The organism is Streptomyces sp. NPDC107521, from assembly GCF_055598485.1.
Window position 1 is genome coordinate 105,809 of record NZ_JBVKAT010000013.1, and the last position, 21,079, is coordinate 126,887.

General features: G+C 76.0%; 18 protein-coding genes and 1 pseudogene. 11 read left to right on the plus strand and 8 right to left on the minus strand.

The features are described from left to right. Positions 1-22: 22 nt before the first annotated feature. Both dapA and ACZ7LB_RS20315 read right to left on the minus strand, forming a co-directional pair. A complete protein-coding gene (gene dapA, locus ACZ7LB_RS20310) occupies positions 23-943 on the minus strand; it encodes a 4-hydroxy-tetrahydrodipicolinate synthase (RefSeq protein WP_161230038.1) in 921 nt (306 codons plus the stop codon). 38 nt (positions 944-981) lie between these two features. Next, complete coding sequence (locus tag ACZ7LB_RS20315; protein ID WP_471469934.1) at positions 982-2,415, minus strand: fumarylacetoacetate hydrolase family protein; 1,434 nt, start codon at positions 2,413-2,415, stop codon at positions 982-984. Positions 2,416-2,704: 289 nt separating this feature from the next. On the opposite strand from ACZ7LB_RS20315, the gene ACZ7LB_RS20320 reads away from it, so the two are divergent. From ACZ7LB_RS20320 to ACZ7LB_RS20345, 6 genes are all read left to right on the plus strand, one after another. Then, the gene (locus tag ACZ7LB_RS20320; RefSeq protein ID WP_471469936.1) at positions 2,705-3,445 is read left to right on the plus strand and encodes an alpha/beta fold hydrolase; all 741 of its coding nucleotides are present in this window, start codon (positions 2,705-2,707) and stop codon (positions 3,443-3,445) included. Positions 3,446-3,509: 64 nt separating this feature from the next. Continuing rightward, positions 3,510-4,184: a GntR family transcriptional regulator gene (locus ACZ7LB_RS20325; protein ID WP_471469938.1), complete on the plus strand. Its 675-nt coding sequence runs from the start codon at positions 3,510-3,512 to the stop codon at positions 4,182-4,184. A 501-nt stretch (positions 4,185-4,685) separates the two neighbouring features. After that, positions 4,686-5,804, plus strand: coding sequence for a phosphotriesterase family protein (locus tag ACZ7LB_RS20330; protein WP_471469940.1), 1,119 nt, complete (start codon positions 4,686-4,688; stop codon positions 5,802-5,804). Beyond that, positions 5,801-6,871, plus strand: a complete 1,071-nt coding sequence (locus tag ACZ7LB_RS20335; protein ID WP_471469942.1) for a phosphotriesterase family protein — start codon at positions 5,801-5,803, stop codon at positions 6,869-6,871. The genes ACZ7LB_RS20330 and ACZ7LB_RS20335 overlap by 4 nt, the downstream gene beginning before the upstream one ends. A 44-nt stretch (positions 6,872-6,915) precedes the next feature. After that, complete coding sequence (locus tag ACZ7LB_RS20340; RefSeq protein WP_471469944.1) at positions 6,916-7,893, plus strand: alpha/beta hydrolase; 978 nt, start codon at positions 6,916-6,918, stop codon at positions 7,891-7,893. A 305-nt stretch (positions 7,894-8,198) separates the two neighbouring features. Then, positions 8,199-9,911 carry an amidohydrolase gene (locus ACZ7LB_RS20345; protein WP_471469946.1) on the plus strand — a complete coding sequence of 571 codons (1,713 nt, stop codon included), beginning with the start codon at positions 8,199-8,201 and terminating at the stop codon, positions 9,909-9,911. 102 nt (positions 9,912-10,013) lie between these two features. Here ACZ7LB_RS20345 and ACZ7LB_RS20350 read toward each other — a convergent pair whose 3' ends face one another. Genes ACZ7LB_RS20350 through ACZ7LB_RS20360 form a run of 3 tightly spaced genes read right to left on the minus strand, consistent with a single transcriptional unit; the run spans position 10,014 to position 11,775 of the window. After that, on the minus strand, positions 10,014-10,379 hold the full coding sequence (locus ACZ7LB_RS20350; RefSeq protein WP_471469948.1) for a nuclear transport factor 2 family protein: 366 nt from the start codon (positions 10,377-10,379) through the stop codon (positions 10,014-10,016). 56 nt (positions 10,380-10,435) lie between these two features. Beyond that, positions 10,436-10,807 (minus strand): hypothetical protein, encoded by a 372-nt coding sequence (locus ACZ7LB_RS20355; protein WP_471469950.1) that lies wholly within the window; start codon positions 10,805-10,807, stop codon positions 10,436-10,438. Next, a complete protein-coding gene (locus tag ACZ7LB_RS20360; protein ID WP_471469952.1) occupies positions 10,804-11,775 on the minus strand; it encodes an endonuclease/exonuclease/phosphatase family protein in 972 nt (323 codons plus the stop codon). Before ACZ7LB_RS20360 ends, ACZ7LB_RS20355 begins: the two co-directional genes overlap by 4 nt. Before the next feature lie 451 nt (positions 11,776-12,226). On the opposite strand from ACZ7LB_RS20360, the gene ACZ7LB_RS20365 reads away from it, so the two are divergent. After that, on the plus strand, positions 12,227-12,892 hold the full coding sequence (locus ACZ7LB_RS20365) for a CBS domain-containing protein (protein WP_471469954.1): 666 nt from the start codon (positions 12,227-12,229) through the stop codon (positions 12,890-12,892). A 447-nt stretch (positions 12,893-13,339) separates the two neighbouring features. Here ACZ7LB_RS20365 and ACZ7LB_RS20370 read toward each other — a convergent pair whose 3' ends face one another. Then, entirely contained in the window at positions 13,340-15,772 is a 2,433-nt protein-coding gene (locus ACZ7LB_RS20370; protein WP_471469956.1) for a SpoIIE family protein phosphatase, read from the minus strand. Between the two features lie 341 nt (positions 15,773-16,113). Between ACZ7LB_RS20370 and ACZ7LB_RS20375 the strand changes: the two genes are divergently transcribed. Then, positions 16,114-16,959 (plus strand): MIP/aquaporin family protein, encoded by an 846-nt coding sequence (locus tag ACZ7LB_RS20375; RefSeq protein WP_471470121.1) that lies wholly within the window; start codon positions 16,114-16,116, stop codon positions 16,957-16,959. A 283-nt stretch (positions 16,960-17,242) separates the two neighbouring features. Here the strand turns inward: ACZ7LB_RS20375 and ACZ7LB_RS20380 are convergent. Further along, positions 17,243-18,448: pseudogene (locus ACZ7LB_RS20380) on the minus strand (Cmx/CmrA family chloramphenicol efflux MFS transporter). Between the two features lie 245 nt (positions 18,449-18,693). On the opposite strand from ACZ7LB_RS20380, the gene ACZ7LB_RS20385 reads away from it, so the two are divergent. Further along, positions 18,694-19,221, plus strand: coding sequence for a hypothetical protein (locus tag ACZ7LB_RS20385; RefSeq protein WP_471469958.1), 528 nt, complete (start codon positions 18,694-18,696; stop codon positions 19,219-19,221). A gap of 106 nt (positions 19,222-19,327) precedes the next feature. On the opposite strand, the gene ACZ7LB_RS20390 is transcribed toward ACZ7LB_RS20385, so the two are convergent. Then, positions 19,328-19,975, minus strand: coding sequence for a DUF6629 family protein (locus ACZ7LB_RS20390; RefSeq protein WP_471469960.1), 648 nt, complete (start codon positions 19,973-19,975; stop codon positions 19,328-19,330). 463 nt (positions 19,976-20,438) lie between these two features. On the opposite strand from ACZ7LB_RS20390, the gene ACZ7LB_RS20395 reads away from it, so the two are divergent. Beyond that, positions 20,439-20,651: a hypervirulence associated TUDOR domain-containing protein gene (locus ACZ7LB_RS20395; RefSeq protein WP_471469961.1), complete on the plus strand. Its 213-nt coding sequence runs from the start codon at positions 20,439-20,441 to the stop codon at positions 20,649-20,651. Between the two features lie 14 nt (positions 20,652-20,665). Next, positions 20,666-20,965 (plus strand): MGMT family protein, encoded by a 300-nt coding sequence (locus tag ACZ7LB_RS20400; protein ID WP_471469963.1) that lies wholly within the window; start codon positions 20,666-20,668, stop codon positions 20,963-20,965. Positions 20,966-21,079: the final 114 nt, after the last annotated feature.

Below are 21,079 nucleotides of genomic sequence, written 5' to 3' on the forward strand. Positions count from 1 at the left end.
GATGTCTCTTCCGTTCGGTGGGTCAGATCTGCTGGGTGAGGTCGCCGCCCTCGGCGAGCAGGGCGCGGATGCGGGTGAGGCCGTCCTCGGTGGGCGGGGTGAGCGGCGGGCGGACGTGGCCGGAGGCGATCAGGCCCTGCTGTTCCAGGACCCACTTGGCGGGGGCGGGGTTGGTCTCGACGAACAGCAGGTCGACGAGGGGGTGGAGCCGGTAGTGCAGGTCCCGGGCGGCGTCGAAGTCGCCGGCCTCCCACAGCTCGTACATGCGGGCCACGGCGGTGGGGGCCAGGTTGGCCACGGCGGAGACGAAGCCCGCGCCGCCGAGGGCGAGCAGTGGCAGGCACAGCAGCTCGATGCCGGACCAGACGAGCAGTTCGCGGCCGCAGGCGTGCAGGACGCGGGAGAAGTGCTCGAAGTCCTTGGTGGTCTCCTTGACGCCGACGAAGTTGTCGAAGTCGGTGAACAGGCGCCGCACGGTCTCCGGCGCGATGTCGACGGCGGTGCGGGAGGGCACGTTGTAGGCGACGAGCGGCAGGTCGGGGAACTCGCGGGCCACCGTGGCGTACCACTGGTAGAGCGCTTCCTGGGTGGGCCGGGCGTAGTACGGGGTGATGACGAGGGCCGCGTCGGCGCCGAGGTCGCGGGCGGCGGCGGTGATCTCCAGGGTCTCGTCGAGCTTGTGGGAGCCGGTGCCGGGCAGGAAGGGGACGCGGTCCCCGATCTCGTCGGCGACGGTCCGCATGGCGGCGATGCGCTCGGCGGTGGTCTGGGCGGACGGCTCGCCGGTGGAGCCGCCGAGGGAGATGCCGTGCGAGCCGGATTCGAGCTGCCAGCGGATGAGTCCGCGCAGGCTGTCGTGGTCGACGGCGCCCTCGGCGGTGAAGGGGGTGACGACGGGGGCGATGGAGCCGCGGATGGTGGCGGGGTCGCTGCGGAACTTCATGGGGTGCTCCGTGGGTGGAGGGGCGGGGACGGGGTGGGTCAGGACTGGCTGTCGCGCCACTGCTCGTAGGCGGGCCGCCAGGAGGGGCCGAGCGGGTAGAGGCCCTGGACCGGCTCCCCGTCCGCGACGCGTTCGGCGATGAAGCGCTCCTGGAGCTCCTGTTCGGCGCTCTCGGTGGCGAGTTCGCGGGCCAGGTCCGGGGGCACGACGACGACACCGTCGGCGTCGCCGACGAGGATGTCGCCGGGCTGGACGAGGGCGCCGCCGCAGGCGACGGGCACGCCGGTGTCCCAGGGGACGTGGCGGCGGCCGAGGACGGCGGGGTGCTCGGCGGCGTAGTAGGTGGGCAGGCCGAGCCCGGTGACGGCGGCGCTGTCGCGCAGGGCTCCGTCGGTGACGACGCCCGCGGCCCCCCGGACCTTGGCGCGCAGGGCGAGGATGTCGCCGATGGTGCCGGCGGTCGGGTCGCGGCGGGCGTCCATCACGAGCACCTGGCCGGGGCGGAGTTCCTCGACGGCGCGCTTCTGGGCGTTCATGCCGTTGCCGTACCGGGCGAAGAGGTCCTCGCGGAGCGGGAGGTAGCGCAGGGTGTGGGCGGTGCCGACCATCTTGGCGGCGGGGTCGGTGGGGCGCACGCCGTCGATGGTCATGTGCAGCAGCCCGCGCTTGCGCATCTGGGAGCTGAGGGTGGCGGTGGCCACCTCGCGCAGGGCCCGGGCGAGGCCGGGGTCGAGGGCGGGCTCCGCGGTGTGGGCGGCGCCCAGGGCGTCGGCGCGCAGGGCGTCGTCGACGCGGGGCATGGCGCCCCAGGCGGCGAGGTCGTGCCCGGCCTCGGCGACGGTGTTGCGCAGCACCCCGGTGGACCGGCCGTCGGCGGTGGTGACCTCGACCTCGACGGTGTCGCCGGGGGTGACGACGGAGGCGCCGGTGGGGGTGCCGGTGAGGATGACGTCGCCGGGTTCGAGGGTGACGAGCCGGGAGAGGTCCGCGACCAGGTCGCCGAAGGGGAAGAGGAGGGTGGAGGTGTCGGCGTCCTGGACGGTCTCGCCGTTGACCCGGGTGCGCAGCCGGAGGGCGGCGGGGTCGAGGGCGCGGGCGTCCAGGAGCCGGGGGCCGAGGGGGGTGAAGCCGTCGGCGCCCTTGGAGCGGAGGTTGGAGCCGCGGTCCGCGTGGCGCAGGTCGTAGGCGCCCGCGTCGTCGGCGGCGGTGACCCAGGCGACGTGGCCCCAGCCCTGTCCGGGGGCGACGCGGTGGGCGCGGCGGCCGATGACGAGCGCTATCTCGCCCTCGAAGGACATGAGTTCGCAGCCGCGCGGGCGGACCAGGTCGTCGCCGGTCCCGGCGAGGGAGGAGGGGGGCTTGAGGAAGTAGGAGGGCTGGTCGGGTACGCGTCCGCGCTCCTTCGCCCGGCAGGCGTAGTTGAGGTGGACGGCGATGATCTTCGAGGGCTGGGTTCCCAGCGGATGCGGCATGGGAGTTCTCCCGGGGCGTGGGCGGCGGCGGGCGCGTGCCGAGGAGCGGTTGGCACCGGGCCGGGCCGGTGGGACGGGGACGCGGGGCGGCGGACGGCGGCGGTCCTCGCGGTGACCGGTCCGCCCGCTCACGGGCCGTCTCCGGTACCGGACCACCCGTCCAGTAATCGTATACGATATCAGCCACGATCCAGAAGGGAAGGCCCTTCGTCCGGTTTCATGGCAGCGAGTGCACCGGACCGCTAGGATGGCAAATCGTATACGAAACTCGATGCGAGAGGCGCGAGAGATGCAGAGTCGCACCGGTCTGACCGTCCGTACGTTCGCCCCCGGCTCCCCCTCCGGGAAGCCGCCCGTCCTGCTCGTGCACGGCTTCGGCTCCGACGGGGGGCGGGACTGGGTGGACACCGGCGTCGCCGGGGCGCTGGCCGACGCCGGGCGCACGGTGCTGGTGCCCGACCTTCGGGGCCACGGGCGGAGCCCGGCGCCGGCCGGGGCCGCCGAGGCCGGTGCCGACGCCCAGGCCCGCGATCTGGTCACGGTGCTGGACGAGGTCGGGGCCGGCGAGTTCGACGTCGTCGGCTACTCGCTGGGCGCCCGGCTCGCCTGGGAACTGCCCGCGGCGGCCCCCGGCCGGGTCCGGCGGGCGGTGCTGGGCGGACTGAGCCCCGCGGAGCCCTTCGAGGCGGTGGACGTGGCGGCGCTGCACCGTGCGGTGGCCGACGGGACGCCGCCCGCCGACCCCTTCACCGGGGCCATAGCCGGCATGGTGGGCGCGCACGGGGAGCGCGCCGCGGGCTTCGCGCTCTGCGTCGAGGGGCTGCGCGGCACGCCGTTCGCCCCGCGCTCCTGGACCGGTGCCACGCCGCCGGTCCTCGTCGTCGGGGAACAGGACATGATGACCCGGGGCATCGAGCGGGTCGCCGGGCTCGTCGACGGGGCCGAGCTGATCACGGTGCCCGGCGACCACCTCCAGGTTCTCGCCGGTGAGGAGTTCCGCCGTACAGTCCTTGAGGTCCTTGCGCGGTGAGCGTACGAGTGCATGGGCCGGGTGGCCGCGCCGCGTCCGCCCGGCCCGGGGTAGGGGAACACCTATGAGTGCCACGGAGAAGCAGGCCCGGTCCACGGGCTCGAAGGCCGAGGTCAGCTACGAGCTGCTGCGTTCGCGCATCCTCGACGGGACCTACGGTCCCGGCTACCGGCTGGTCCTCAGCCAGTTGGCGCGCGAGACCGGGGTCAGCACCATCCCGCTGCGCGAGGCGCTGCGCAGGCTCCAGTCCGACGGGCTCGTCGAGGTCGTCCGCAACATCGGCGCCCGGGTGGCCGTCTTCGACGCCGCCCAGGTGGAGCACTCGCTGCACGTGCTGGCCCGCCTGGAGGGGTACGCGACGGCGATCTCCGCCCCGCACATGACGGCGCGGCACATCCAGCGCTCCCGGCGGATCAACGCCCGGATGACCACGGCGCTGGAGGACTTCGACCCCGCCTCCTTCACCGCGCTCAACCGGGAGTTCCACTTCTCGCTCTACGAGCACTGCCCGGACGACCACCTGGTCTCGCTGCTGGAGGCGGAGTGGGCCCGGCTGGACCACATGCGCCGCTCCACCTTCAGCCATGTCCCCGGGCGGGCCCGCCGGTCCGTCGAGGAGCACGAACGGCTGCTGGAGCTGATCGGGGAGCGGGCGAGCGCCCGGGAGATCGAGCAGGTGGCCTGCGCGCACAAGATCGCGACGGCGGAGGCGCTGCACCGGTCGCAGTCCGGCGAGTAGCCCTGCGGGGCGGACGGGGCGGGCGGATCCGGCGGGGCCGGAAGCGGCCCCGCAACGGCCCGGCGGTCCGCGGGACCGGCCGCGCGGCCCGGAGCGACGGAGGGGCTTCGGGCCGCGCGGGTCCCGGTGGGCCGCACCGGACGCGCCCGCGTGCTCCCCGCCCCGCCGGCACCGTCCGCTGGGGGAACTCCCCCCGGGGACGGTCCCCTTCGCGGGCGGGGTCCGACGCGTCCCGCGCCGACCCGGCGGGCCCCGCACCGACCCGGCGGGCGAACGTGCCGGCCCGCCCCCGCCCCCCCCCGCTTCCCGCGTGGACCGAGGCACCGCACGGGCCGCGGCACCGCACGGACGTCGAACCCGTCCGGAACGAGACGGCACGGCGCCGGGGAAGGCTCCGCCGGATGCCGCGGGCCCGACGCGGTGAGTGGTGAGCAGGTGAGCGGTGAAATCCGGCCCGCCTGATCGTATACGATCAGGTATCTCATCTGTTAGCGTGACCGCATGTCCACTACCGACTCGACGGCGGGGACGGCCGGTGCGCCGGCCCCCGTGCCGCTGCCCGGGGGGACCGTCGTCACCGTCACCGGCGAGGTCGCGCCGGACACGCTGGGCGCGGTGCTCCCCCATGAACACCTGCTGAGCGACTCCGCCCCGCCCGGGGACACCGCCGAGTCCTGGGCGGCCTCGGGCCGCACCCGCCCGGCCACCGCGACCCGGATCGCCTTCTACCGGGCGCCGTTGACGACGGGCCTGCTCGGAGACATCGCCCTGGGCGCCCCCAACCGGGACAACTGGCTGCTCCGGGACGAGCGGGTCGCCACCGAGGAGGCCGCCGCGTTCCGGCGGGCCGGCGGCGGCACGCTGGTGGACCTCACCACCGCCCAACTGGGTCGCGATCCCGACGGGTTGCGCCGGATCTCCGAGGCCGCGGGCGTCACCGTCGTCATGGGAACCGGCCGTCATCACCCCGCGTGGGGCGGTGTCCCCGCCGGGGAGTCCGCGGAGGAGCTCACCGAGGAGTTCGTCCGCGAACTCACCGAGGGCGTGGACGGCGTCCGCGCCGGTGTGATCGGACGGCTCGGCGCCCTCGACCCCCGGGAGCCCGCCGAGCGCGCCGTCCTCGTCGCCGCGGCCCGCGCCTCGGCCGACACCGGCGCCGCCGTCTCGCTCCGCCGCTCCGCCGACCCCGGCGCCCAGCGGCGCGTGCTCGACCTGCTGGCCGAGGAGGGCGCGGACCTCGGCCGCGTGGCCGTCGGCGGCTGCGACGCGCTCTCCCCCCGCCCCGACGACCTCGAACCCCTGCTGGAGCGCGGGGTGTTCGTGCAGTTCGACCGGCTGGGCCGACTGCCCTCGGCGGCCAGTGCCAGCGACGACCAGGACGTGGCCGCCGCCGTACTGGAGCTCGCCCGGCGGGGTCACGCCGGACGGGTCCTGCTGTCCCAGGGCATCGCCTCCAAGGCGGGGCTGCTCGCCCACGGCGGGGGCGGCTACGGCTTCCTCCTCGAACAGTTCGTCCCCTACCTGCGGATGCTCGGGGCGGACGACGCCCTCGTCGAGACCGTCACGGTGCGCAACCCGGGACGGCTGCTGACCATCGCCGAGCAAAGGACCGACGCGTGAGCCGCCACCCCTTCGAGATCCCCGACCTCTCCGGGCGGGTCCTGAGCGTCACCGGCCCCGTCGACCCGGCGACGCTCGGCCCGACGCTCATGCACGAGCACGTCTTCGTCGACCTGCGCCGCCCGCCCCGGTTCCACCGGCCCGGCGAGGACTCCCCGGCGGCCGCCGAGCCGCTCACCTCCGCCAACCTGGCCCGCACCCGGCAGGGCCGTCCCAACGCCGACAACGACGTGATGGGCGACTTCGACGAGATGCTCACGGAGGTGCTCGCCTTCGCCCACAGCGGCGGCGGCACCCTGGTCGAGGTCTCCCCCATCGGCCTGGGCCGGGACCCGGAGGCGCTGCGGCGGCTCTCGCTGGCCTCCGGGCTCACCGTCGTGATGGGCGGCGGCTGGTACACGCCGACCTTCCACCCGGAGGACTTCTCCCGGCGCGGCGTCGACGAACTGGCCGACACCATCGTGCGCGACATCGTGCTCGGCGCCGACGGCACCGGGGTGCGCTCCGGCATCATCGGGGAGGTCGGCGCGGAGACCGCGCCGCTGACCGACGGCGAACTCAAGAGCGTCCGGGCGAGCGGACGGGCCAGCAGGGTGACGGGCGCGCCCGTCACCTTCCACGTCGGCGGCGTCGGCGAGGACAAGCTCAGGGTCCTCGACATCCTCGCGGAGGAGGGCGTCGCCCCCTCCAGCGTCGTGCTGGGCCACGCCGGGGAGATCCTCGCCGACCCGGCGCTCGGCCGGCGTGTGCTGGAGCGGGGCGTCTTCGTGGAGTTCGACTTCCTCGCCTCCCCCGGAAGCCCCTGGGGACACCTGTTCCTCACTAGCGACCACAAGACCGCCCGGGGCATCGCCGAACTGGTCGAGCGGGGCCACACGGAGCAGATCCTCCTGGGCCACGACGTCTGCCAGAAGATCCAGCTCAAGAAGTACGGCGGCCACGGGTACGACTACATCCCGCGCCACTTCCTGCCCGCGCTCGGACGGCTCGGCGTGGCCGAGGAGGCCCTGCGCACCATCATGGTCGACAATCCCGCGCGGGCCCTGACCTTCGCCGCACCGCGCTGACCACCGGCCGCCGCCACCCGTCCGACCCGCCCCGAGGGAGCACCATGCGCGTCACCCCCGTCCCCTTCGATCCCGCGCTCGGCGCCGTCCTCGACGCGATGCCCCGCGCCGAGGGGCCCGCCCCCTCCCCCGACGGCGTCGCCGCGGTCCGCGACTCGGCCTCGGCCATCCCGCTGCCGACGGTCGCCGAGGTCATCGGCGACCGCGCCATCGACGCCGAGGAGCGGACCGTCCCCGGTCCCGAGGGGGCGCCACCGCTCGACGTCACCGTGCTGCGGCCGCGCGGCGCCGCCGGGCCGGTCCCGGGGCTGTTCAACATCCACGGCGGCGGCATGATCAGCGGCCACCGCCACCAGGACACCCCGCGCCTGGCGGACCTCGTCGAGGACCTCGGGGTCGTCGCCGTCAACGTGGAGTACCGCCTCGCCCCCGAGCACCCGGACCCGGCACCGGTGGAGGACTGCTACGCCGGGTTCCGCTGGATGGCCGGACACGCGGCGGAACTCGGCGTCGACCCCGGCCGGCTGGTCGTCATGGGCGGCAGCGCCGGGGGCGGGCTCTCCGCCGGGGTCTGTCTCCTGGCGCGCGACCGCCGGGGACCGGTGCCGGCGGGGCAGTTGCTGCTGTGCCCGATGCTGGACGACACCAACACCACCGTCTCCAGCCACCAGTACGACGGCAGCGGCACCTGGCAGCGGGAGATGAACGTCCTCGCCTGGCGGGCGCTGCTGGGCGAACGGGCGGGCGACCCGGCGGCCGGGGTGTCGCCCTACGCCGCCCCCTCCCGCGCCGCTGACCTGTCCGGTCTGCCGCCCGCCTTCGTCGAGGCGGGCAGCGCCGAACTCTTCCGCGACGAGGACGTGGCCTACGCCTCCCGCATCTGGGCGGCCGGGGGCCGGGCCGAACTGCACATCTGGCAGGGGGCGTTCCACGGCTTCGACGTGTTCGCCCCGGACCACGAGATCACCCGGGCCGCCCTCGCCGCACGCCGCTCCTGGCTCCGCCGCGTGCTCGGCCTCTGACCCGGCCGGGCCCGGCACGCGACCGGACCACCGGCGCGCGCCACCCCGCGCGAACCGGCCCGGCCGACCGGCCGCCCCGTCCCTGTGCACGGACGGGCCGTTCCGGCACGGTCCACCCACCGCCCCCGGCCATCGGGACCGGCCCCCGTCCCGTCCGCTCCCGCCGTCGCCGGGCCCGCCGGCACCCCGTGCGGACCCGGCCCCGTACCCGTACCCGGGCCCGGCACCGCGCCCCCGGGCGGCCCGCTCCGGGCCGGGCGCCCCTCCCCACCCCGACATCCCTTCACCAGGCAGAAAGGTCACCGATGCCTCAGACCGCGGACCTCATCCTGACCGGCGGCGACGTACTGACCATCGACGACGCGTTCTCCGTCGCACGGGCGGTCGCCGTCCGGGACGGCCGTGTCCTCGCCGTCGGCACCGACGCCGAGATCCGGGCCCTCGCCGGCCCCGGCACCCGGACCGTCGACCTGGCCGGACGCACCGTGCTGCCCGGCATCAACGACTCCCATCTGCACGCCGCCGCCTGGGCGCTGACCAGCCCTCCGTTCGCCCTGGCCCTGGGCCACCCGGCGGTGGAGTCCATCGCCGACACCGCCGAGGCGGTCCGCGCGACGGCGGCCGCCGCGCCGCCCGGTGAGTGGATCACCGGGCTGGGCTGGGACGTCGGCTACCTGGCCGAGTGCCTGGCCGAGCCGTCGCGCCGCCCGCACCGCGCCGACCTGGACGCCGTCGCCCCCGACCACCCCGTCTGCCTCACCGACTTCTCCGGCCACATGGTCTGGGTCAACTCCCGGGCCCTCGAACTCGCCGGGATCACCCGCTCCACCGAGCCCCCGGCGGGCGGCGTCATCGACGTCGACGCGGACGGCGAGCCCACCGGCATCCTCAAGGAGACCGCGCAGGCCCTGGTGACCGGCCTGGTCCCGCCCGCGACCGTGGAGCAGCGCAAGGAGGCCATCCGCAGCGCCGTGGCCGCGCTGCACGCCGAGGGCATCACCAGCTACACGGAGCCCGGCCTCGGCCCCGGCGGCGCCGAGATCCTCGGCGGCGGCCTCGACACCGCCACCCTGAACGCCTACGTCGAACTGGCCCGCGCCGACGAACTGGGCTGCCGCGTCCGGGTACTGCTGCTGCCCGCGCCGATGGGCGGCTCGGCGGCCGAGGTGACCGAGGGGCTCAGAGGGCTCGGCCTGCCCGACGACGTGGACCCCCGGCGGCTGGCCGTGATCGGCGTCAAGATGTTCGCCGACGGGGTCCCGCCCAACGAGACCGCCTGGATGCACGAGCCGTACGAGGGCGGCGGCCACGGCGCGCTCTGCGTGCACGGCGCGGACGCCGGGCTCAAGGAGGCGGAGCTGACCGAGATGATCCGGGTCGCCCACGCCGCCGGCCACCAACTGGGCGTCCACGTCACCGGCGACCGGGGCATCGACACGGTCGTCGACGCCTTCGCCGCCGCCCAGTCCGCCCACCCCCGGCCGGACGCCCGGCACTACATCATCCACGGCGACTTCGCCTCGGCCGAGAGCCTCGCGAAGCTGGCCGCGCACGGGTACGGCGTCAACATGAACCCGGCCATCAAGTGGACCATCGCGGATCTGATGGACGACATCGTCGGCAGCGCCCGCTCGGACTACCAGTGGCCGGTGCGGTCCGCGGCCGAGGCCGGCATCCCGGTCTGCGTCGGCTCGGACGCCCCGATCACCGAGCCCAACTGGCGGCGCGGCGTGGCCGCGATGCTGCTGCGCGAGTCCAAGGCGACGGGACGGGTCAGCGGCCCCGAGCAGCGCGTCACCCTGGAGACGGCGCTGCGCGCCTACACCGTCAACGCCGCGCGGCAGGACTTCGCCGAGGAGTGGAAGGGCAGCATCGAGCCGGGCAAGGTGGCCGACCTGTGCGTACTCGGCGGTGACCTGCGCGCCACCGACCCGCACGACATACCCGCGCTCCCCATCGACCTCACCGTCCTGGACGGCGTCGTCGTCCACGAACGCGGGAGCACCGGCACCGGCTGACCCGCCGACGCGTGCGGACGGGCGCGCGCCGCGCGGTGCCGTGCCCGCCCCCACGCGGGCACGGCACCGCGCCCCGGCCGACGGACACCGGCAAACGGGCGGTCAGCGGTAGTCGTTCTCCTTGAGTTCGATCACCCAGGCGCGCCGCTCGCAGATCCTGCCGTCGCGCATCCGGAAGACCTCGGCCATGGACATGCGCATCACCTCACCGGTGTCCCGCTCCACCTCCCCGGTGATCTCCGCCATGACCACGTCGTCCTCCTCGACCATGCGCACCACCTCCAGACGCGGGGGCGGTACGAAGCCGGGCCCCTCGATGGCCGCGTCGTAGGCCTTCTTGCCGGTCAGGCGGAAGCCGCCGAAGACGGTCCACTCGATGTCGTCGGTCAGACAGGAGAGGATCTGCTCGTGGTCGTTCCGGCGAAATCCGTCCAGGTAGGTCTCGACGGTCCGCTTGTTCCGGGACATGACGGTCCTGCTCTCTTCTCGTGGGCCGCGCGCGGCGGGGGTGGTGGCGGAGCGGGTCAGAACTCGCCGCCGGGCCACGGGCGGTCCATCCCGGGCAGGGCGTAGCCCTCCGTCTCGTCCCAGGGCACGTCGAGGTCGTCCAGGTGGACGCTCCACCGCGCGTCCGGCAGGGCGCGGCGCAGTTCGGTGACTGAGCCGAGCACCCGGACGATGACCGTCACCACCCGGTCGGGGTCGAACGGCATCTTGGTGGAGCCGCCCACGATCCGCCCGGGGGCGTCGTCCTCGCCCTCGTAGAGGTACAGCCTCTCCTCGTCCTCGTAGGGGAAGGAGGCCGTGTGGGCGGCGGCGACGCGCTGGACGAGGGCCGCTTCGGCCTCGGTCAGGGGTGTGGCGCGGTCGGCCCGGTAGTAGAGGGAGACACTCATGGGCCGAGCGTAGCGAGGGGGTCGGACAACGCGGCCGCGGCCGGTCCGGCGGGGCGCGGGGCGGGGCGGCGGTCCCGGCCGCGCACGGCCAGGTCCACGACCACCGGGCGGTGGTCCGAGGCCGCCGTCGCGACCGTACGGGCGCCGGTGACGGTGACCCCGGGCGAGACGGCGACGAGGTCGATGCGCTTGACGGGGCCGAGCGCCGGGTAGGTGGGCCCGGCGTCCGGCGCGGCGTCGCGCAGCCGCCGCCAGAGGGGCGCCAGCTCCGCCGCCCCCGGTTCCGCGTTGAAGTCGCCGACCAGCACCTTCGGGCCCGTGCCCGCGGCCAGGACGTCGAGCATGTCGGCGACCTGGGCCCGGCGGACCGCCGGGTCGGCCCGGTGGTCCAGATGGGTGGAGTAGACGTGCGCGCGGACCCCGCGCACGTCGACCACGACCTCCGCGAAGCCGGGCGCGGGCGCCGGGACGGGGTCGGGTGTCTGGGTGGAGAGCCGGGTGATCTCGTGGTTCCGCGCCGCCAGGACCGGAAGGCGGCTCAGCACGGCGACGCCGAAGCGGCGGCGCGGGGCCCCCTCGGTCGCCGGGTCGAGGTCGTAGACGGGGGCGAGGAACACGCGCATGCCGAGTCCCGCGGCGAGTTGGCGGGCCTCGTCGGCGAAGCCGCTGCGCTCGCCCCAGTGGACGTCGACCTCCTGGAGGCCGATCACGTCGGCGCGCAGCTCCCGCAGGGCGTCCGCGGTGCGGTCCAGGTCGAACACGCCGTCCTGGCCCGCTCCGGCGTGGATGTTGTACGTCGCCACCCGCAGCGGCACCGGGGGCGCCGCTCCCCGGACGGCCGTGCGGTCGGCGGCGGTCGCGGCCGGGGGCACCACCGCCGCGCACAGGACGGCGGCGAGGGCGACGGCGACGCGGCGGGTGCGCGCGGGGCGCGGTGAGCGGGGCGCGTGCGGCGAGCGGGGTGTCATGCGGTCTCCCGTCCCTGTTCGGGTGATGGGGCGTCGGGGCACCCGCGACGGGGGCCGCTCGCGGGCGGAGTACGGCCGGACACGGCGGAGTCCGAGGGCCCGGGAAGGGATGTGCCCGCGGGGAGGCCCTCCTACGCCGGGCGCGGATCGGCCCCCTGCTCCGGGGGCCTCCCCTCCGCGCCAAAGACGGACGGGCCTCCCGTGCCGGAGACGGGCCGCCCCCGGTGCCGGAGGCCCGGCCGGGGCCTCGCCCCCGGGTGGGACGGCTCCCGGCGGGCCGTCGGCCGTGGGCCGGGCGCCGCCGGTTCCTCCGCCCGTGTCCTCCGTTCGGGTGCATCCGGCGCCGGTCGCGGCGGCGGCTCGCGGGCACCCCGGGGCCGCGCGGGACGTTTCACGGGCAAGGACGGCGAACGCCGGACGAGCCGGTCCGGCAGCGGAGAGGAAGACCCTGATGAAGCACCAGAGGGTGGGCGACCTGATGAGCGACGCCGTGGTCCGCGTCCAGCGCGGGACACCGTTCAAGGAGATCGCCCACCTGCTGCAGGAGTACGACATCACCGGGGTGCCGGTGGTGGACGATGGGCACCGGCCCGTGGGGGTCGTCTCGGAGGCGGATCTCCTGCAGAAGATGTGGGGCGGTGAGCCGGACGGGTCGGCCGGGACGGCGGAGCCCTGCTGGCCCGCGGCGGCCAAGGCGGCGGCCACGGACGCGGAGGGGCTGATGACCTCCCCGGCGGTCTGCGCGCGCGAGGACTGGAGCGTCGTGGACGCCGCGCGCACCATGGCGCGGGCGGGCATCAAGCGGCTGCTGGTGGTCGACGACGCGGGGCGGCTGGTCGGGGTGGTCAGCCGGGGCGACCTGCTGCGGGTCTTCCTGCGCCAGGACCGGCTCATCCGGACCGAGATCATCGAGGAGGCCCTGGTCGGCTCACTGGGGCTGGCCCCGTCCTCGGTGCAGGTGGACGTCACCCACGGACACGTCACCCTGAGCGGGCGGCTCCCGGCGGAGGTGCGGCCGTCCGCGCTGGAGGAGCTGTGCCGCCAGGTGGACGGTGTGGTGGCGGTGGAGTTCCGGGCGGCCGGGGAGGGGGACGCCCCGGGTCCGGCCGGGGGATGACCGGCGGGCGCGGTGCCCGGGCCGGTGCCCCGTGGCCGGCGGAGCCTTCGTCACGACGCCGACCGCGGCCGGGCGGCGTCGTGCGGTGCCCCACGGCCGGCCGCCGCGCCGCCCCGGGACCGCGCCGTACCGGGACGGCTTCGGGAAGCGCCCCTCGGGACCGTCCTCCCCGGGCCGGAGGGCCGGTGCGCGGGGAGCGTTGAGCGGCGCGGCGGTTCGTGCCTCGGTCCAGGTGCCGGGTCCGGCTCCAGCGCGCGGGGCCGACTCCCGGCGCGCGGGCCCGGCCCCAAGGGCGTGGGTCCGCCCCGGACGCGCGCGTCCGTTCCCGCCGCGCGGATCCGTGCCCCCGGTGGCGGTACGGACGGGACCACCGCCCCGCCACCGTGACCCGGCCCCGGGCCCCTGACGCTCCGGCCGCGGCCCCGGCGGACTCCGTCGCCGCGCCGGTCAGCCGGGGACGAGCGGCTGCTCCGCCCAGATGGTCTTGCCGGACCGCGTATACCTGCTGCCCCAGCGGTGCGCCAGTTGGGCGATGAGGAACAGCCCCCGCCCGCCCTCGTCCATCAGCCGGGCGGGGCGCATCCGCGGCTGGGTCTGGCTGGCGTCGGAGACCTCGCAGATCAGGCTCTCGTCCTTGATCAGCCGCAGTTCGAGGGGCGGTGCCGCGTAGCGGATGGCGTTGGTGATCAGCTCGCTGACGATCAGTTCGGTGGTGAAGGCCAGCCCCTCCAGGTCCCATTCGGCCAGTTGGGCGGCGATCAGCCGCCGGGCCTCGCCGACGACGCTGGGCTCGGCCTTCAGCCGCCAGGTCGCCGTGGAGCCGGGGGGCAGCAGCCGGACCCCGGCGACCAGCAGGGCCACGTCGTCGGTGGGCGGTTCGGTCAGCGCCCGGTCCAGCGCGGCGCGCCCGGTGGCGGCCGGGGTCTCCCCCGCCGCCACGGCCTCGGCCAGCGCCTCGCGCAGCCGCCGGGACCGGCCCTCGTCGCGGACGAGTTCCTGGGTGGGGAAGGCCAGGACGCTGCCCGGCGCGAGGGTCAGGTCCAGCGGTTCGAAGGGCATGTGCCCGGTGCCCAGGGCGGGGCCGGGGGTCAGGGGCACGGGGGCGTGCTCGCCGTCCGCGGTGATCAGGACCGGTGGCGGATGTCCCGCCCCGGCCATGACGCAGTGGCCGGTGACGGGGTCGTAGACGCAGTACAGGCAGGTCGAGCCGAGCACCCCGCCGACCCGGGACTCCGGCTCGTCCGCGCCCAGCCGGACCACCAGGTCGTCCAGGTGGGTGAGCAGTTCCTCCGGCGGGAGTTCGAGGTCGGACAGGGTCTGCACGGCGGTGCGCAGCCGCCCCATCGTGGCGGCGGCGGCCAGCCCGTGCCCGGCCACGTCCCCGATGACGAACGCCACCCGGGCGGCGGGCAGTTCGATCACGTCGTACCAGCAGCCGCCGATGCCCTGGGCGTTGTCGGCGGGGACGTAGAGGCCGGAGGACTCGGCCGCGCTCAGCGCCACCCGCGAGGGGGGCAGCAGGCTGCGCTGGAGCGATTCCACGGTGCGCAGTTCGGTGGTGTAGCGGCGGGCGTTCTCCAGGGCCAGCGAGGCGCGGGAGGCGATCTCCTCGATCAGCGGCACGTCGCTCTCGGTGAAGGGCGCGCTGTCGCCGCCGCGCCAGAGCGCCAGCACGCCCAGCACGCCGCCGCGCGCGTGGAGCGGGACGAACAGCGCGGAGGAGGCCATCGCCGGGAAGAGCAGGCGGCGCCGTTCCGCGTCGGCGCCCAGGTCCTCCTGCCAGGCGGCCAGGTCGGGGACGAGGACGGCGCGGCCCCCGAGCAGGGCCTCGCTCTCCTCCCGGATGGCCTCGCTCTGTTCGCCGAGGGCGCGGATGGTCTCGCCGCGCTGGTGGATGTCCTCGGGCCACTCCCCCTCGGCCGCGGCGGCGGCGACCCGGCGCAGACGGGTGCCGGGGCCGAAGGAGCCCGCCTCCTCCCCCCGGATGACCCCCTCGGAGAGGTCCACGCTGGCCAGGTCCGCGAAGTCGGACGCCAGCAGGGAGGCCAGCTCCCGGGCGTTGTGCGTCATGTCCAGGGTGCGGCCCAGCCGGGTGGCGGCCGAGTACAGCAGCCCGAGCCGGCGCCGGGAGGTGTGGCCCTCGGTGACGTCGGTAAAGACCACGGCGACGCCGGTGACCCTGCCGCGGGAGTCGTGGAGGCGGAAGGCGGACAGGGAGACGACCCGTTCGCGACCGGGGCTGATCCGGTAGCGGGCCCGGTGCTCCCAGCCGATCAGCGACTCCCCGGTGTCCAGGACATGGCGCAGGCGATCCTCGATGGCGGCGGCGTCCCGTGCCACGAGGATGTCCGTGAGACGCAGGTCGGGCGGCTGTTCGCCGTCCGGGAAGCGGGACCTGCGCAGGAGCCGCGGATCGTGGTTGGCGCGGACGATGCGCAGATCGGTGGCGTGGACGATGAGCCCGATGAGGTGCTGGCCGAACAGGGTGCGCAGCAGCGCCTCGTCGCCGCCGCCGGAGGGCGCGTCGGCGGCGGGGGCCACCCGGACCACGAACCGCGCACCGCCGTCCCGGGCTCCCGGGGGCGGTGGCAGCGGGGTCACGGCGGCGTCGACGTCCAGCGCCGAGCCGTCCTCCCGGATCAGGGCGGTCCGCAGCGTCCGGCGCGCCGGTCCGGGGGCGGCGAGGGCGGCGGTCCAGGCGTCCGGGTCGGCCGCGATCTCCGTGACGTGCCGTCCGGGGAGTTCCGCGAGGGGGCGGTCGTCCAGCGGCGGCACCGCTTCCGCGCACCGCAGCACGACGCCGTCCCCGTCCAGCAGGAGGACGGCCGCGCTTCCGTCCGGCGGCGGGTCGCGGTCGTCTGCGGGCGTCGTCGGAGTCACTCGGCTGCCTCGTTCTGTCGGACACCGCTCGGCAACGGGGGGTCGCACCTCCCGACCATTGTGCACACGGGGTTCCCGGCGGCACGTCGGTACCCGGACCGTTCGGGCGACGGCCCGGGACGGGGCGCGGGCACGCCGCACGGCGGCCCTTCCCGGGCCTCCGGAGCGCCGGTCCCGGAGTCGCTTCCCGACATGCGCCGTCCCGGGGAGCACCCCCGGGACCGGTGCACCCTTTCGGACGAATGGGCGAATAGCACCGTACATGCGCCACGCCCCCGTTCGCCCTAACCTGCCCCATGACGGCAGTCGAGGCCGGTGGTTCCGGCGGAGGGCGGACTCATATGGCCGGGCGGCGCGCGGGGTACGGGCTGGCGGGCGAGGTGTCCGCCGAGTTCACCGGGACGATGGTGCTCATCCTGTTCGGCTGCGGCGTGGTGGCGCAGGTGGTCGCGGGCGGTGCCCTGACCGACCCGCCGGGCGGGCTCGGGGACCACGACAGCATCGCCTGGGCGTGGGGGCTCGCCGTCACCCTCGGGGTCTATGTGGCGGCCCGGCTCAGCGGCGCCCACCTCAATCCCGCGGTCACCGTGGCCCTCGCCGCGTTCAAGGGTTTCCCCTGGCGCAAGGTGCTGCCGTACGCGCTGGCGCAGACGGCCGGGGCGTTCGTCGCGGCGCTGGTGGTCCGCTGGAACTACACGGAGGCGCTGGCCAAGGCCGATCCCGGCCACACCGTGCGGACGCAGATCGTGTTCTCGACGCTCCCCGCCAACGGCAACCCCGGTCTGCCGGTGCACGAGTGGGGGGCCTTCCGCGACCAGGTGATCGGCACCGCGCTGCTCCTGCTGCTGATCCTCGCCATCACCGACCTGCTCAACACCCCGCCCCGGGCCAACCTGGCGCCGTTCGTCATCGGTCTGATCGTGGTGGCGATCGGCATGGCCTGGGGCACCAACGCGGGCTACGCGATCAACCCGGCCCGCGACCTCGGTCCCCGGCTGGCCAGCTTCCTCACCGGCTACTCGGGGGCGTGGCGGGACCAGTACGGCAACCTGTACTTCTGGGTGCCCATCGTCGGTCCGCTGGTCGGGGGGGTGCTGGGGGCGGGCATGTACCAGGCGCTGACCGCCCGGTTCCTGCCGTCGGCGGAGCCCGAACCCGCGGGGCGCGTCCCGGCCCCGGAGGACTGACGACGCGGCACCGGCAGGCCTGGTACGGCCCCTCCCGGCACACCCCGCACGGCCCGTCCCGGCGGGCACGGCGGCACCCGACGGCGGCACCCGACGGCGGCACCGGACGGCAACGCGGCGGGCGGCGGGACGGCCCGGGAGCCCCGCGTCCACCCACGCCCCGCGAGGTCCGGCCCGCCGGCGTCGCCCGGCCCGCCCGCCGTCGGCCGGGCCCGACCTCGGCGGCAGCGGGGGCCGGGAGCGGGGCCCGGCGGCGGCCGGGAGCGGGGGCGCCGCCCCGGGGTCAGACGCTCGGCGCGCGCTCCGCGGCGGGGAGCGTGACACGGCTGCCCGCGACGACGCGGGAGCGGCTGTGCAGGCGCAGCGAGACGGTGATCAGCACCAGGGCACCGGCGGTCATGGCGGCGCCCGCCCACGCCGTGGAGGCGAAGCCGAGGCCCGCGTCGATGACCGAGCCGCCGAGCCAGGGCCCGCCCGCGTTGCCGAGGTTGAAGGCGGCGGTGGTGGTCGCGCCGGCCAGGGTGGGCGCGACCCCGGCGACGTTGAACATCCGGGCGTTGAGGGCGGGCGCAGTGTAGAAGGCGGAGACGCCGAGCAGGAACGAGAGAGTCACCGCGACCGCCGGGACGGCGGCGAACACCGCGAGCGCCGCCAGCAGCACGGTGGAGACGGCGGCCCCGGACAGGAGCACGCCGAACAGGTGGGCGTCCGCGACCCGGCCGCCGATCACCGTGCCGACCAGCGCGCCGATCCCGAACAGCCCCAGCACGGTGGGCACCCAGCCGTCCGCCAGCCCGGCCACGTCGGTGAGCAGCGGGGCGAGGTAGGAGAAGGCGCAGAAGACGCCGCCGCCCGCGAGCGCGGTGATCCCGATGGCCAGCCACACCTGGCGGTCGCGGTAGATGGACAGTTCGCCGCCGAGGCGGGGCCTGCGCCCGGGCAGCGGGATGCGGGGGATCCGGGTCACCACGCCGGCCAGGGCGACGGCGGAGGCCAGCGCGACCGCCCAGAAGGCCGACCGCCAGCCCAGTCGCTCGCCGAGGAAGGCGCCCGCCGGGACGCCGAGGACGTTGGCGATGGACAGGCCGCCGATCATCACGGCCATGGCGCGGGCGCGGGCGGTGGGCGGCACCATGGCGACGGCGACGGCCGCGCCCACCGCCCAGAACCCGGCGCAGGCCAGGGCGCTGACGACCCGGGAGACGAAGAGGACCTCGTACGTGGGGGCGAGCGCGCCGGCGACCTAGCCGACGCCGAACACGGAGATCAGGACGACCAGGGTCGTCTTCCGCGGCATCCGCAGGGTGGCGACCGCGAGCAGGGGCGCGCCGACCACCATGCCGATGGCGAACGCCGAGATCAGCAGCCCGGCCCGGGGGATGGAGACGCCCATGTCCTCGGCGATCGGCGGCAGCAGACCGGAGAGCATGAACTCACTGGTGCCGAGGGCGAAGACGGACAGGCCGAGGATGTACACGGCGAGCGGCATGCGGGACCCTGGGGACCGCGGGGAGGAGTCGGGCATGACACGTGCCAACCGGTGCCTCCGTCCCGGCATTCCCGCCCGGAGTGTGATCTCGGCATCCGGTCCCGGCCGTGGCCGGTATCCGGCGGCCGACGGCCGCGGAACCGCGACGCCCTCTGGCGAACGCGCGTAGAGCTCGGGCACCATCGTCCCGCACGGCATGCTCCACCACCCCACTGGCGGCATGACGCACTGCATGGAGGTATCCCGTGAATCCCCCCACTTCCCGTCCCCGCGCCCGGCGTGTCCGGTCGCTCGTGACCGCCCTCGCCCTGGTCGCCGCGCCGGCGACCGCGGTCATCGGCACCGCCGGTGACGCGTCCGCGGCGACCAAGGTCAGCCACGCCACCGCGACGTCCATGTTCCGCCAGTCCGGTGTCACCTGGTCGTCGTCCGGCAACTGCTCCGACCGCAACGTCGCGAGCTGCACCTCGTTCGACCAGTTGAACCTCACCAGCGCGCAGGGCGCCCAGACGCTCAAGAAGGCCATCGGCTGCGCGCTGAACATCACCGGCGGGACCGAGACCGGCCACGCCTCGGGCACGTACTCGCACTGGAACGGCTACAAGCTCGACCTCGGCAAGTCCACCTGTCTCACCGCCTACGTCAAGAACACGTTCACCTACATCGGCGTCCGCGGCGACGGCGCGCCGCAGTACCGGTCGGCGTCGGGCAACGTCTACGCCGACGAGGGCAACCACTGGGACGTGACCTACTACAACTGCGGCGGCTGCTGACGGTGCCGTGAGGCCGTGCGGGGCGGGCGCCCACGGGCCTCCGCCCCGCACGGCCGTGCCCGCCCCGTGCCGCGCCCCGCAGGGCCGCCCGGGCCGGAAGCGCGGTTCAGCGGGGACCGGGGCCGCCGTCCGCGGGCGCGCGGTCCGGGCGGGAGCGCACCCAGCCCCACAGCACGAGGGAGCAGACGGCCGCGACGGCGCACCACGTCGAGACGAAGGCCCAGCGCCACACGGCCCAGCAGACCACCGCCCCGGCCCCGGCCGCCCAGCCCAGGGCGCGCAGCCACCGGTCGCCGGAGAGCAGCAGCGCGCCCACCGTGGCCAGCAGGTACCCGGCGGCGATCAGCGGCACATGGGTGAGCCCGAGGGCGTACGCGACCGTCCGGCCCCGGACCTCGGCGGTGACCGGAGCGGTGGCCAGGGCGTGGGCGAGCACCCCGGCCGTGGCGGCCCCCGCGGCCAGCGGCAGCGACAGCCGGCGCCGTACGGCCGGACCGGTGGCCGCGAGCAGGACCCCCACGGGCACCCACAGGGGCAGCAGCGGCAGGGCGATGACGGCCCAGGCGAGGGTCGCGGGCCCGGTCCCGCCCCCGGCGTGCCAGAGGGCCGCCTCGACGATCTGGTGGGCGCCGAGCAGCAGCGGCAGCGCGGCGAGCGGCAGGTCGCGCGGCGAGCGGACCCGGGCCACGCAGGCGACGCCCACGGCCGCGACGGCGGTGCCTGCGGCCAGGTCGGCGGCCGGACTCCAGCACATCACGCCGCCCCGGGGAACGGCGGACGGCCGGGGCGGGTGCGGGCGGTGCGCGCCGCGGGCGGTCGGGGGTCCGGGTCCACGGTCGGAGCCTATGCGGGGAGCGGGCGCGGGGCATCGCCACGCACCGCCCGCGCCCGCCCCGGACCGGCACGCCGACCGGCGCCCGCCGCGGTCCGCCGCACCGCGTCCCCGTCGCCCCGCACCGTCCCGCCGCCGCGCCCCCTGCGGTCCGCCCTCGCCGAACACCGGCCGCACGCGTCCCGCCCCCATCCCCACGCACCGCCCGTACCCACGTCGACGCCCTTCCGTACCCCCCGGGGCCGTCGCTCCCGGCCGTCCCCGCCACGCGCTCCCGGCGTCCCCGCCGCGCGCTCCCCCGCCGGCGCTCCGCCGCCCTGACGCGCGCACCGCGCGGTGGGACCATGGCGGTGTACGGCACCGCGCCGAGCGAGAGGAGCGGACCATGACGGAGCGCTTCGCCGTCGGGGACCACGTCCGGTGGAACTCCGAGGCCGGTCATGTCCAGGGGGTCGTCCTGCGCGAGCACACCCGGGACGTGGAGTTCAAGGGGCATGTGCGCCGGTGCTCGCCGGAGGACCCCCAGTACGAGATCAGGAGCGACCGGACCGACCACATCGCCATGCACAGGAGCCGCGCCCTGGAGCGGGTGCCCTGACCGGGCGGCCGACCATGGTGGGCGTCGACCTCGTCGGGAACGTCCGGGAGGCCGTGCGCGCGCTCCCGCCCGGCACCGTGGCCTCCTACGGCGACGTCGGGGAGCGCGTCGGCGCCGGGGCGCGGCAGGTGGGCCGGGCGATGGCGCTGCTGGACGGGGACGACGACGTGCCGTGGTGGCGGGTGGTCCGCGCCGACGGCACGCCCCCGGCCTGCCACGGCGGCCGCGCCCCCGGGCTGCTGCGCGCCGAGGGCACCCCGATGCGCGGCGCCCGGGTCGACATGGCCCGGGCGCGGCACCGGTGGGGGCGCTGACGCGGGCCACCGGCGTGGGGGGTGAGGGTGGAAAGGGGGGGGTCGGGAGGCCACGGGGGTGGGGCGAGTCGGGGCTTTCCGCGGGCCGGAACTTCGCCAGTGTAGTGCCCGACG

Bases quoted from the DNA above. Each gene is read 5' to 3' on its own strand.
- dapA (WP_161230038.1), bottom strand. From the start codon at position 943: ATGAAGTTCCGCAGCGACCCCGCCACCATCCGCGGCTCCATCGCCCCC.
- ACZ7LB_RS20315 (WP_471469934.1), bottom strand. From the start codon at position 2,415: ATGCCGCATCCGCTGGGAACCCAGCCCTCGAAGATCATCGCCGTCCAC.
- ACZ7LB_RS20320 (WP_471469936.1), top strand. From the start codon at position 2,705: ATGCAGAGTCGCACCGGTCTGACCGTCCGTACGTTCGCCCCCGGCTCC.
- ACZ7LB_RS20325 (WP_471469938.1), top strand. From the start codon at position 3,510: ATGAGTGCCACGGAGAAGCAGGCCCGGTCCACGGGCTCGAAGGCCGAG.
- ACZ7LB_RS20330 (WP_471469940.1), top strand. From the start codon at position 4,686: ATGTCCACTACCGACTCGACGGCGGGGACGGCCGGTGCGCCGGCCCCC.
- ACZ7LB_RS20340 (WP_471469944.1), top strand. From the start codon at position 6,916: ATGCGCGTCACCCCCGTCCCCTTCGATCCCGCGCTCGGCGCCGTCCTC.
- ACZ7LB_RS20345 (WP_471469946.1), top strand. From the start codon at position 8,199: ATGCCTCAGACCGCGGACCTCATCCTGACCGGCGGCGACGTACTGACC.
- ACZ7LB_RS20350 (WP_471469948.1), bottom strand. From the start codon at position 10,379: ATGTCCCGGAACAAGCGGACCGTCGAGACCTACCTGGACGGATTTCGC.
- ACZ7LB_RS20355 (WP_471469950.1), bottom strand. From the start codon at position 10,807: ATGAGTGTCTCCCTCTACTACCGGGCCGACCGCGCCACACCCCTGACC.
- ACZ7LB_RS20360 (WP_471469952.1), bottom strand. From the start codon at position 11,775: ATGACACCCCGCTCGCCGCACGCGCCCCGCTCACCGCGCCCCGCGCGC.
- ACZ7LB_RS20365 (WP_471469954.1), top strand. From the start codon at position 12,227: ATGAAGCACCAGAGGGTGGGCGACCTGATGAGCGACGCCGTGGTCCGC.
- ACZ7LB_RS20375 (WP_471470121.1), top strand. From the start codon at position 16,114: ATGGCCGGGCGGCGCGCGGGGTACGGGCTGGCGGGCGAGGTGTCCGCC.
- ACZ7LB_RS20390 (WP_471469960.1), bottom strand. From the start codon at position 19,975: ATGTGCTGGAGTCCGGCCGCCGACCTGGCCGCAGGCACCGCCGTCGCG.
- ACZ7LB_RS20395 (WP_471469961.1), top strand. From the start codon at position 20,439: ATGACGGAGCGCTTCGCCGTCGGGGACCACGTCCGGTGGAACTCCGAG.
- ACZ7LB_RS20400 (WP_471469963.1), top strand. From the start codon at position 20,666: ATGGTGGGCGTCGACCTCGTCGGGAACGTCCGGGAGGCCGTGCGCGCG.